This window comes from Halobacillus seohaensis (assembly GCF_042663045.1).
GTDB lineage: Bacteria > Bacillota > Bacilli > Bacillales > Halobacillaceae > Halobacillus_A > Halobacillus_A seohaensis.
In genome coordinates, this window is record NZ_JBHSZV010000067.1 from 39,173 (window position 1) to 50,921 (window position 11,749).

Annotated in this window: 9 protein-coding genes; 3 read left to right on the plus strand and 6 right to left on the minus strand. The window is 40.1% G+C overall.

Features of this window, described 5'->3' with window-relative positions:
- From ACFQIC_RS20785 to ACFQIC_RS20795, 3 genes are read right to left on the minus strand one after another with little or no spacing between them, the layout of a single operon-like run.
- Nucleotides 1–1,002: an NAD(P)/FAD-dependent oxidoreductase gene (locus ACFQIC_RS20785; RefSeq protein WP_204711255.1), complete on the minus strand. Its 1,002-nt coding sequence runs from the start codon at nt 1,000–1,002 to the stop codon at nt 1–3.
- 19 nt (nt 1,003–1,021) lie between these two features.
- Nucleotides 1,022–1,381, minus strand: coding sequence for a Rieske (2Fe-2S) protein (locus ACFQIC_RS20790; RefSeq protein WP_204711256.1), 360 nt, complete (start codon nt 1,379–1,381; stop codon nt 1,022–1,024).
- 1 nt (nt 1,382) lies between these two features.
- Nucleotides 1,383–2,453, minus strand: a complete 1,071-nt coding sequence (locus ACFQIC_RS20795) for an amidohydrolase family protein (RefSeq protein ID WP_204711257.1) — start codon at nt 2,451–2,453, stop codon at nt 1,383–1,385.
- A 435-nt stretch (nt 2,454–2,888) separates the two neighbouring features.
- Here ACFQIC_RS20795 and ACFQIC_RS20800 point away from each other — a divergent pair, with 435 nt between their 5' ends.
- Nucleotides 2,889–4,415 carry a BCCT family transporter gene (locus tag ACFQIC_RS20800; RefSeq protein ID WP_204711258.1) on the plus strand — a complete coding sequence of 509 codons (1,527 nt, stop codon included), beginning with the start codon at nt 2,889–2,891 and terminating at the stop codon, nt 4,413–4,415.
- Nucleotides 4,416–5,595: 1,180 nt separating this feature from the next.
- Here ACFQIC_RS20800 and ACFQIC_RS20805 read toward each other — a convergent pair.
- From ACFQIC_RS20805 to ACFQIC_RS20815, 3 genes are read right to left on the minus strand one after another with little or no spacing between them, the layout of a single operon-like run.
- Entirely contained in the window at nt 5,596–6,846 is a 1,251-nt protein-coding gene (locus ACFQIC_RS20805) for an MFS transporter (protein ID WP_204711260.1), read from the minus strand.
- Between the two features lie 60 nt (nt 6,847–6,906).
- Complete coding sequence (locus ACFQIC_RS20810; protein ID WP_204711262.1) at nt 6,907–7,635, minus strand: MBL fold metallo-hydrolase; 729 nt, start codon at nt 7,633–7,635, stop codon at nt 6,907–6,909.
- Between the two features lie 19 nt (nt 7,636–7,654).
- Nucleotides 7,655–8,314, minus strand: coding sequence for an ArsR/SmtB family transcription factor (locus ACFQIC_RS20815; protein ID WP_204711264.1), 660 nt, complete (start codon nt 8,312–8,314; stop codon nt 7,655–7,657).
- Between the two features lie 189 nt (nt 8,315–8,503).
- On the opposite strand from ACFQIC_RS20815, the gene ACFQIC_RS20820 reads away from it, so the two are divergent.
- Together ACFQIC_RS20820 and ACFQIC_RS20825 are read left to right on the plus strand one after the other, a co-directional pair.
- Nucleotides 8,504–8,875: an ArsR/SmtB family transcription factor gene (locus tag ACFQIC_RS20820; RefSeq protein ID WP_204711266.1), complete on the plus strand. Its 372-nt coding sequence runs from the start codon at nt 8,504–8,506 to the stop codon at nt 8,873–8,875.
- A 42-nt stretch (nt 8,876–8,917) separates the two neighbouring features.
- Nucleotides 8,918–11,371 (plus strand): heavy metal translocating P-type ATPase, encoded by a 2,454-nt coding sequence (locus ACFQIC_RS20825; protein ID WP_204711268.1) that lies wholly within the window; start codon nt 8,918–8,920, stop codon nt 11,369–11,371.
- The last annotated feature ends 378 nt before the right edge of the window (nt 11,372–11,749 follow it).

The following is an 11,749-nucleotide window of genomic DNA, read 5'->3' on the forward strand; positions in this document are numbered from 1 at the left end:
TTACTCTCCGCCTAAGACTCTCGTACTGTGAGGCGGCTGCACCTTCGTATTCGGGTCAATGTAATGCTTCGCCTGACTAATAGCTGTAGGAGCTTCGCCGAATCCTGTCGCAATGAGCTTAACTTTTCCATCATACGTAGTAATATCTCCAGCTGCGTAGATTCCGGAAATATTGGTTTCCATCTTCTGGTTAACAACGATTGAATTCTTTTCGAGTTCTAATCCCCATTCTTTAATTGCCCCAAGACTTGATAGGAAGCCGTGGTTCACAATCAAGGAATCAATTTCTAGATTCTCAGAATTCTCACCTTTAGGTTCTTTTAGAACGACCGATTGGATATAATCTTCAGTTCCGACGAGCTCATCGATCGCTCTTGGAGTTTTAACTTGAACATTTGTCTCTTTTAATTGATTGATACTATGCTCATGTGCTCTGAATTCATTTCGGCGATGAACAAGAGTCGTTTCTTCTGCAATTTCTGAGAGCATAAGCGCCCAGTCAACAGCGGAATCTCCGCCTCCTGAAATACATACTCGTTGACCTTTATACGATTGCAGGTCAGTGATGGAGTAGAAGAGGTTCTTCCCTTCATATTTATTGGCAGTTTCATGTTTCAGTCGACGTGGTTGAAACGCTCCTGCGCCACTCGTAATTAATACTGTCTTGGCATAGTGAACGGTTTTTGTCGTCGTGATTTTGAATAACTGTTCTTCCAGTTTCTCTACATACTGAACATTTTCTTCAAGACACATTTCTGGGTCGAATTGGTTTGCTTGTTCTTCTAATTGATGGACTAAATCTTTTGCTAAAACTTTTGGTGCTCCGGCCACATCATAAATATATTTCTCAGGGTATAAGGCCATTAACTGGCCGCCTGCCTGGGGTAAGCTGTCAATGACTTTGACAGACATTTCTCGCATTCCACCGTAGAAAGCAGCAAATAGGCCGGTCGGACCTCCCCCTATAATGATGACATCGGTTATTTCTTCAGAATTGTTCATATTAATCACCTTCTTGTCGTTATTTATATACGATGACACTTTCGTGTTCTACTCGTACTTTAAAGCTAGGAATTTTTTTATTAGGGTTCGCAAGCATTCGCCCTTCGTTTTTTATATCAAACTCTCTACCATGCCATGGGCAACGGATAATTTCCCCTTTATGGCAATATTCGTACTCACCTGGTTCACTATTCTCGGTGGTCGCCCCGCAAACCATTCCCTTATCGAGGGGAGCACCTTGGTGGATGCATTGGTTCATAAAAGCATAGAACTCACCATCTGGTGTACGGCAAACCAGAACAGTTTGTTTGCCGAAAGTTGATTTCATCATATCCCCCGGCTGGATATCGGACGTTTTACAAACAACTTGTTCTTTCATATTATCCCTCCTTCGTGTTTGGTATTTTTGGATAAAAGTTTTTCGCATTTTCAGAGTAAAGTTTGTGTTTAAGTTCTGAATCTAAATTCGGTAATGCTCTATGAGGTGAATCGAAGTCCCAGTGAGGGTAGTCCGTCGCGAAACAAATCATTTCGTCCGTACCCATTTGGTCAATTAGGGACATGAAATCCTTTTTACTCAACTCCTCAGAAGGTTGAGTGCAGAAACGAACCTGCTCTTTCATAATGTCACTTGGCATTCTTTTCACCCACGGAACTTCATGGCGTAGGTCTCTAAATTGCTGATCCATTTTCCACATCATATGAGGGATGAACGTGAATCCACCTTCAATCATCATAAGTCCAAGGTTTGGAAACTTATCGAAAACACCATTAAATATCATGTTGGTGACTTGTTTCATATGAGCGGTAGGGATTAATGTATGCCACTCGATAAAATATCTTGGCCATTTCCCATAATAGACGGGTGGTTCATTGTGGTGCATACCGATCATTAAGTTGTGCTTTTCAGCGGCTTCGAATATCGGGTGATAGTAGGGATCTCCCCACATAATGTCATCGATTGGAAGGAGAACCTGCACCATCTTAGGGTGGGAACCTACTCTTTCAATCTCTTTTACAGCTTCGTCACGTTCCTGAGCAGCTACGTGAACAGACCCATATAATCGTTCATCCTGATCTAGCCACTTATCAATTTGCCAATCATTGTAGGCAGATGCCAGAGCTGCTGCCATCTCGTACCAGCCGTTCATAGAGGAAGGAGAAGGGTCTAATGCTCCGGTTAAAATTCCGAATTCATGACCAATATCGTCCAAGAGTTGTTCTTGCATGTATGCTAAATCGGACCCGGCAGGTCTGCCGTCCGGAAGTGCTGCATCGGCACGATCAACTCCTGCTACGGAAGGCTGAGTGTAAGGCATGTGTTTTTCTTGAATCCAATGACAATTCGTAATGTAATGTTTGAACGGCTCATCAAGATACTCAAGAAGCTCCTTATATTGAACGCGCTCATGAATATCTGTATCTACTAATGGAATTCGTTGTTTTGTCATAGAAAATCTCTCCTTGTTGGTTGTTTTGCGCATAATTCAAATCATATCAGCGAATTACAAAACCCCCCAAACCTACTGAGAGTGACTGAGTACTACTCAGTGAGCTCAGTGAGACTCAGTGAAGCTCAGTGAAGCTCAGTGACAGATTTTGTTTTTATTGAAAATATTTTTTGTGTTAGACAAAAAGTTTTTTCTGTACAATTTGATCATCCTGCGTATTTATCAATGAGAGGTTGAGTCAACCGCTCAATGATAGGGGTGAGGAGGGTTTTTATATGTCTGAAAAAACTCGTAATTTGAGGCTTGAATGTTTGCTTTTTTCAAAAAATGCGGTTTGCAATTGATTATAATCGTATGTAACATATAAAAATGTTGTTGAAGCCGATCCGTTGAACGTGCGTTTTCGACAAAATTTTACAAAAGAGGTGAGCATAGATGAAAAAAGTTTCATCAGTTTTTTGGTATAGTCTCGTGGTTTGTGGACTGGTTGTCTTATGGGGTGCAATAGCTCCGGAACATTTGAAGACAATGACTTCAAATGCAACTACTTTTATATCCACTCGGTTTGGATGGTATTACTTATTAATCATCATGTTGATGCTAGCTTTTTGCATCTACTTAATCTTTTCACGCTTCAATCATATTAAGTTAGGTAAGGAAGATGATAAACCAGAGTTCAGTCTTCTATCATGGTTTGCTATGTTATTTAGTGCTGGAATGGGAATGGGGTTAGTGTTTTGGACGACTGCTGAACCTATCTCACATGCATTCGTAAGCAGTCCAACTTCAGAGGAAGGTAGTGCGCAGGCTATTAAAGAATCTCTGCAGTATTCCTTTTTCCACTGGGGTATCCACGCCTGGGCTGTCTATGCGCTTGTTGCATTAGTACTCGCTTATTTTAAGTTTCATAAAGGCTATTTAGGGTTAATCAGTTCCACCCTTGTCCCCCTATTTGGAAAAGAACGAATGGAAGGAATCGCAGGCAAATTAATCGACACTTTAGCCGTCGTTGCTACCGTTGTTGGTGTTGCGGCTATGCTTGGATTTGGTTCTGCCCAAATAAACGAAGGACTGGCCTTTCTTTTTAATACCCCTAGCAATTATGGCGTTCAATTAGTCATTTTAATTGTTTCTACCGCTTTATTTATCTTTTCAGCCTGGTCAGGTGTCAGCAAAGGAATCAAATATTTAAGTAACATTAATATGGTTCTTGGCTTTCTTCTGATGATTCTTCTATTAATCGTTGGTCCTACGTTGTATATTTTGAACATGTTCACTGAATCCATTGGCGGTTATATTACGAACTTTTTCAATATGAGTTTTCGAATAGCGCCAATGGACGAAGAAAACCGCTCATGGATTGATGGATGGACGATTTTCTATTGGGCTTGGTGGATTTCTTGGGCACCGTTCGTCGGTATTTTCATTGCGAGGATTTCAAAAGGACGTACGATAAAAGAATTTATGCTCGGTGTCTTATTTGTTCCAGCTATCGTATGTTTCGTCTTTTTCGCTGTATTTGGAGTGTCGGCTTTAGAAATTGAACAGCAAGGGATCGCAGCAATTTCTGAATATCCAAAAGAAACGGCAACCTTTGCTATGTTGGAACAATATCCATTAGGTGTGCTCATGTCATTTATTACGATCCTTGTTATCGCCATTTTCTTTATTACTTCTGCAGACTCAGCCACATTTGTCTTAGGAATTTTAACTACTTCAGGATCCTTAAACCCATCAGGTATGGTGAAGATCATCTGGGGGCTTTGTTTATCAGCAATGGCGGCCATCATCGTGTATTTTGGTGGAACGCAAGGCTTGCAAAACGTTCTAATTATTGCAGCCTTTCCATTCTCTGTCGTTATTCTGTTAATGGGTTACTCATTCTTTAAAACGGCTAATCAGGAAGTTATATCGAAAAAACAACAAAGAAAAAAAACAAAAGAAGCTAAACAAGTAGTTTAGTTTTAAAAAGGAGAGGTTGTCTCATGTGGAGACAACCTCTTTTTTGCTTGGAATGGTATATTTTATATCACATCGATAAATTAAAATAGAGAAGGGAAGATACATCGAGACGGTTGAATATGCAAATAATGAACAGTGTAAGAAGTAGAGCAAATTGGATGACTTATAGGGGGATGCGAATGTTGCATCTATTGCTTTGAACTTTTAAACAAACGCCCCTTAACACTTATGGAAAGGTGGTGAAAAATTTCAAGTTTAATATATTCATAAAATTATTTTTATATAATAAAGGAGCCGATTCCCTTTTAGGAGTCGATCTTTTTAAAGAAGTTCCGTTTCGGTGGAGAATCATGCAAAATAGCATATAAATTAGCAGACCAAATCGCATAGCGGTTTGGTCTTGTGCTATTACTGCTAGATCAGCCGTTATGGGATTTAAAAATACTAAATCATACCCAAAAGGTGAATGTGATTTTATGTTAAAAAAAGTAGAGATTATGAAATTCTGTACTTAAACTACCAGAACAGGATTGTTGAAGACTCGATTCCGAGATGATGAGGGTTCGTTACCATATAAGGGATAGGGGTGGCTTTGAAACAACTCGCTTTCCTGCGGGGGACTGGCAAGCCTCCTCGGTCGTTGTCACTCCCTGTGGGGTCTTGTCTAAATCCCTCTCCCGCGGGAGTCTCGTCGTTTCAAAGCCACCCCATTCGAAATGAAAGTGAACGAACCCTTAGCATAGGAGAATGCGTCTTACCTATGCTATAGAATAAAGCCTCACCAAACACGATGCTTCCGTTCTCCTCACGAAAGTAAGAAGGTCCGGGAAATTGCGAGACTCCAGTGGGATGAACATGATCGGTGAGATCCCGCAAGGCGTAGCCTGAGGAAGCTCACCACATGCCCACGGAAAGCGAGTGATTTCCCGTACCTTCTAACGCCATCCTTGGTAACGGAAACCACCGGAATGTCTGAAGTTGAGTCCTTCATAATCTGGGGCTTTAGTTTAACGATAAAATATAAAAAAACACTTGGGCATTAAAAATCCAAGTGTTTTTGTTTGGTATTTGTACAGTTATTTATTGTGCTTAGAATACTGCGTTTTAGTATAATAATTAAGCTGATTTTTACGCTTTCTCCACAGTATTGGAACTACTTACTCTTTTATTACCGCTTTTATTAGGATGTTCCTGAACTGACTTGTAAGGTTTCTTTCATTCTCGTAAAAACAATCCACCCAGATAGCAGGGGAAGTATTGCTACAAGACCAATCGCCCAATTCACATTAAGCATATCCGCAATAACACCTGCTAGTATCGCACCGAAAGCATATCCGCTATCACGCCAAAACCGATAAATCCCCATAGAGGTGGCACGCCAATCGGGATGGGCTACATCACTGATGGCTGCCATGATTGTCGGATAAACCATAGCCGTACCAATTCCTAAAAGAATGGAACCTACTAACCATAGAGAATAGGTATTAACAAATAATATCAACCAAAGTGAAAGACCTTGGAGCCACATTCCAGTGACGATTAACCATTTACGGCCAACTCGATCGCTTAAGACTCCTGTGAACAATTGAAAGAATCCCCACGCTGCGGGATAAACAGCTACAACTGTACCAATCTGAGACACAGTTAAACCGCTAGCAGCGAAGAACAATGGGAAAAGTCCCCAAGCCATGCCATCTTTCAAATTGGTTACTAGTCCTGCAAAGCTACTACTAGATAAGTTGTTATTTTTCCAGGAAGTTTGTTTAAATACTTCCTTAGTAGAAGTGGCATCAGTAGTGTTTCTCTTTTGACTGTTGGCCTGAACTTTTAAGTGTTCATCGGTATTTTTAACGATTAAAGAAAGAATAAATCCGATCACAACAATCACAATTCCGATATAAAATGCCTCAGTACTTAAAGCGTAAGTTGATGCGACGTATCCTGATAAAGCTGCCATTAAGGCAACCCCAATGTAACCAGCAAATTCGTTGAAACCAACAGCTAGACCTCTTTGTGTTGGTTTAGCAAGATCGACTTTCATGTTAACGGTCATTGACCATGTTAGAGCTTGATTCATTCCTAAAAGAATATTCGCAAATACAATAACCCACCAGGATTGAGCGAATATAACGAGTAGAGGTACGAATAAGCCAATTCCCCATCCTAATAATAACACTTGTTTTCTGCCCATTCGATCAGCAAAGTCACCCGCAAATAGGTTAACAATAGCTTTTGAGAAACCAAAGCTGATAATAAAAGATAGGGCGGCACTAGTCGAAGCAAGTCCAAAATCCTCTTCCCCGATCATCGGAAGAATCGTACGTTCCAGACCTACCATAGAACCAACAAATAAGTTAATGGTGACCAATAATGAAAATTGACTGATGTTTTCTTTGACCCCGATTTGAACTTTATTTGGTAATTTTCCCATATGGAATTCACCTCCGAAACTTTAACCTGGGAACTATTCTGAGGTTTTCGTTTAAGTCAATTATTTTCCTTGATTTACTTTACGCATTTCCTTGAAATTTTCTGGCTGTGGAGGAACATCTTCCATCATGTGTTTAATAAAATCATCTTTTTCTTGAATTAGTAATGCATGATTGAATCGTTTCTCAAATCCAATAGTAGACGTAGGCTTCCCGCTTAGTTTGCGACCGCAAACAGATCCAGAGAAGGCACCAGGATAAATTTCTATATATTCACCAAGACCAGATAATTTTTGAAGACTTTTAAATAAATTCGTAGCCCCTTGTTCTAATGATGACGCTAGTTCTGTGCGTCCTGCATCTCCTACCATTAGTGTGTGTCCCGTTAATACGAACCAAGGATCATCCCCGCGTGTTGTATCTGTAACTACAATAGAAATGTGTTCAGGAGTGTGTCCTGGGGTATGAAGAACTGTCAATTTCGTATTCCCAGCCATAATTTCATCACCATCCTCTACGGCCGTAAACTCAAAATCTGTGTCCGCAGAGTGGTGAAGGACATAATTTGCTCTTGTTTTTTGCGAAAGTTCGCGTGCTCCTGAAATATGATCAGCATGTAGGTGTGTATCAATGACATATTCGATGTTCATTCCTAGCCGCTTGGCTTCCTCGATGTAAAAATCGACTTCTTCTTTTAACGGATCGACAATAACCCCTTGAGCTTTGCTACCACAGCCAAACAGGTAAGAAGCAGCAATTGGATTTGTGTGTAAATATTGACGAAATAACATAATGAATTCCTCCTTTAATTTAATGAGAATATTGATCTTGATATTGGTTCCATTCATGAATGCCTGCATCCAAACGAGCTGCTTGATACCCTTCAGACTGTAAGAGCTCAACAGCCTCGGTTGCATAAACACAGTAAGGACCTCTACAGTACGCAATTACCTCTTTATCCTTAGGCAAATTCTTTAGGTAGTCATTGATTTCATCCATAGGGATTGAAAGAGCGCCATCAAGATGCCCATTCATATATTCCGATTGTGGTCTAACATCTATTAGAATATGGTTACCATTCTCTTTCCGATTCATCCAATCTTCCAACTTAATCGTATCTAATTCATTATTTCTGCCGATAAACTCTTCACGCAATAAATTAACTTCAGCGATTTGTTCCTCAGCAATTCCTTTAATGGAAAATAACAAGTCGATAACTTTTTGATTGGCTAAGTAATAGATAACAAAGTTTTTTTCTTTACGATAATCGACCAATCGGCCATCAAGAAGGGCTTGTAAGTGCTTCGATGTATTAGCAGTACTCATTTTTGTTTCATTTGAAAGAGTTTCAACAGACTTAGGTGATTGTGAAAGTAAGTCTAATAACTCTAGTCGTTTAGGGCTAGATAATACTTTCCCAATGCGTGTGAATTCGTTGTAAATGCTATTTTTAAATGTTCTTTTATCCAAAAGAAAACAACTCCTTAATTCAACTATTCAACTGATTAGTATAATTGTAGCAAATCTCTTGATGTGGTGTAAAGAAAGAATTATTTTTATATTCAAGCAAGTATTTGAATGAATTCATTGACATTAAATTTGATTCAACATACACTATAATCAAATACTCAAACAAATATTAGAATGAAGGTGAATCGAATGAGTGAACATATAGCGAAAACCACACCATCTGATACGTGTGATACGTTTTGCTACGATGAAGAAATCGTACGTCGAGTCCAACCTCAAATCGATAACGTTCTAGGAGTAGAGCAGATTTTCAAAGCATTATCCGATGCTACCCGTTTGAAAATTGCCTATGCCTTAACAATAGAATCTGAACTGTGTGTATGCGATGTCTCAAATATTATTGGAGCTACAACAGCTACAGCTTCCCACCATCTGCGCCTTCTACGGAACATGGGTTTAGCCAAATATAGGAAAGAAGGCAAATTGGTTTTTTATTCGTTAGCTGACCAACATGTCCACCAGCTCGTATCAATCGCTATGATTCATGCGAATGAGTCCTAAAACATATTAGAAAGTCTATCGAGAAAGAATGGAGGTATGAACATGAGTCGCTCACAAGAACATATTAAAAAAAGCTGTTGTGCAGATGAACAGGTCATTCCATCTGAGGATCCTGAACATACTAGTTCATGTTGTGGAAGTGATGAAGATTCATGCAACAGCTCGGATGATGAGCATAAAGAAAAAGAAACAATAAAATATACAATAAAAGGAATGGATTGCCCTTCTTGTGCGGCAACCATTGAAAAAAGTCTTAGCAAAACGAAAGGCATCGAAACTGTTCAAGTCAATTATGGCTCAGGGAAAATGTCGGTAGGGGTAGCAGATCCATCCATTATGGATCAAATCCCTAGTCATGTTCGTAAATTAGGGTTTGAGGCGGAGCCCGTTTCTACTACTAATAATAATCAAATCTATAAGATTGACGGTATGGACTGCGGGTCTTGTGCAGCAACAATCGAGAAACACCTTTCAAAGAACCCGAATGTTAAAGAGATTAGTGTAAACTTTTCTACCGGTAAGATGAAGGTAGATCATGATACTTCCCAAGAAGAAATTATGAAAGAAGTAGAAAGATCTGGATTTAAGGCTTCTCTTGAAACTGCAAGAAGAACCCAAGAAACTTCTCCTGAACCTAAGAAACGGGATATGACAACTATTATTTCAGGTTCGCTTTTAGCTATTGGGTTTATAAGTTCTTTTACTAATTTGCCAGATCTACTCGTGACTTTATTATATGCTGCGTCTATAGCTGTTGGAGGATATAAGCCAGTTAAAAGCTCTTTTTATGCAATTAAAAGTGGCTCGTTAGATATGAATGTTCTAATGGCAACAGCAGCCCTCGGTGCAGCTCTTATTGGGGAATGGTTTGAGGGTGCAACAGTCGTTTGGTTGTTTGCGTTAGGAAATACGCTACAGAATCGATCGATTGAACGTACGAGAAATTCGATTAGGAAATTAATTAACCTTGCCCCTTCGGAAGCAACAGTAAAAGTAGGCAATGAGTTTGTACGTAAACCTGTGGATGATGTTTTTATCAATGACGTTATGATCGTTAAACCAGGTGAAAAGCTGCCGCTTGATGGAAAAATTATTTCTGGCACGTCAAGTTTGAATCAAGCTCCGATAACAGGAGAGTCGATGCCCGTAGATAAAGAAGCTGGGGATAAGGTTTATGCGGGAACGATCAACGAAAGTGGCTCTTTAGAGGTGCTGGTCACAAAATTGGTAGAAGATACGACTATCGCTAAGATCATTCATCTTGTTGAGGAAGCACAAGAACAAAAAGCTCCAACACAAGCGTTTGTCGATCGATTTGCAAGAGTTTATACACCCATTGTTTTTGGTCTTGCTTTACTTGTCATGGTCTTTCCACCTTTATTAGGAATGGGAACGTGGGGTGAATGGATTTATAAAGGGTTGGCTCTATTGGTTGTTGCTTGTCCTTGTGCTTTAGTAATATCAACGCCTGTCGCTATCGTTTCAGCGATTGGAAATGCCGCTAAAAATGGAGTCTTGATTAAAGGTGGTACCTTCTTAGAGAAGGCAGGAGCGATTAAAACGATTGCTTTTGATAAGACAGGAACACTAACCGAGGGGAAACCTAAAGTTTCTCAGGTCATCACGGTAAGTGATGCCAAAGAAGCAGAAGAAGTATTAAGCATTACAAGAACGATTGAAGAACACTCTAATCACCCGATCGCTCAAGCAATAACAGCTTATTCAACAGAAAGAAACATCTCATCAAAAGATGGGAGCGATTTTAAAGCAATAGCCGGAAAAGGGGCCCAAGCTACAATTGGAGGAGTCGAATACTTTGCTGGTAATCGTAAGTTATTTGCAGAGATGAATGTTCCGCTCTCAGGTTTAGAAAGTGATATCCAATCTCTGCAGGATGAGGGGAGCTCTTTAGTGATCGTTGGTACGCGCTCTGAAGTGATCGGTGTTATTGCTGTCGCTGATACGATTCGAGAAGTAACTGTCCAATCGATTCAGAAATTGAAGGATGTTGGTTTAGCGGAAATGGTGATGCTGACTGGAGATCATGAAGGAACAGCTAAGAAATTAGCATCTGAAACCGGTATTGATCGTTATTTTGCAGAACTTTTACCTGAGGAGAAGGTGGAAGTTGTGAAGAAATTGCAAGGAGAAGGAAAAATTGTAGCAATGGTCGGTGACGGCATTAATGATGCTCCAGCTCTCGCCACTGCGGATCTCGGTATTGCAATGGGTGGCGCAGGAACGGATACAGCGATGGAAACAGCTGACATTGTTCTAATGGCCGATAACTTGGAAAAATTACCCCATACGATCCGATTAAGCAGGAGAGCACTAAAAATTATTAAACAAAACGTATGGTTTTCTCTCGTTACTAAATTTGCCGCGTTGTTATTAATTTTCCCAGGATTTTTGACTTTATGGATGGCTGTGTTAAGTGATACGGGAGCTGCCTTAGTGGTTATACTCAACAGTATGAGGTTATTGAGACAGAAGTAGAAGGAAATAGTTATAGGATCAGACTCAGCTATACGAAGTAGGAAAGTGAAGATTATACTTTCTTGCCGCGTAGCGTGTCTGATCTTTTTTTTCGTAAAAACTGTGTTAAATCCTGTGACTGGATCAGGGTTTCAATTGGCGTTATAACAGATATTTAATACTTGAACATGGACGGTAGAACGGTACTATTCCGAGTCTTCAACAATTCTCCCCTTATGTGTAAGACAGCTTCGAGCATTCCGGTGGTTTCCGTTACCAAGGATGGCGTTTGAAGGTCCGGGAAATCACTCGCTTTCCGTGGGCATGTGGTGAGTTTCCTCAGGCTACGCCTTGCGGGATCTCACCGATCATGTTCATCCCAGCTCTTACGCCTTATAA

Bases quoted from the DNA above. Each gene is read 5' to 3' on its own strand.
- ACFQIC_RS20785 (WP_204711255.1), bottom strand. From the start codon at position 1,002: ATGAACAATTCTGAAGAAATAACCGATGTCATCATTATAGGGGGAGGT.
- ACFQIC_RS20790 (WP_204711256.1), bottom strand. From the start codon at position 1,381: ATGAAAGAACAAGTTGTTTGTAAAACGTCCGATATCCAGCCGGGGGAT.
- ACFQIC_RS20795 (WP_204711257.1), bottom strand. From the start codon at position 2,453: ATGACAAAACAACGAATTCCATTAGTAGATACAGATATTCATGAGCGC.
- ACFQIC_RS20800 (WP_204711258.1), top strand. From the start codon at position 2,889: ATGAAAAAAGTTTCATCAGTTTTTTGGTATAGTCTCGTGGTTTGTGGA.
- ACFQIC_RS20805 (WP_204711260.1), bottom strand. From the start codon at position 6,846: ATGGGAAAATTACCAAATAAAGTTCAAATCGGGGTCAAAGAAAACATC.
- ACFQIC_RS20810 (WP_204711262.1), bottom strand. From the start codon at position 7,635: ATGTTATTTCGTCAATATTTACACACAAATCCAATTGCTGCTTCTTAC.
- ACFQIC_RS20820 (WP_204711266.1), top strand. From the start codon at position 8,504: ATGAGTGAACATATAGCGAAAACCACACCATCTGATACGTGTGATACG.
- ACFQIC_RS20825 (WP_204711268.1), top strand. From the start codon at position 8,918: ATGAGTCGCTCACAAGAACATATTAAAAAAAGCTGTTGTGCAGATGAA.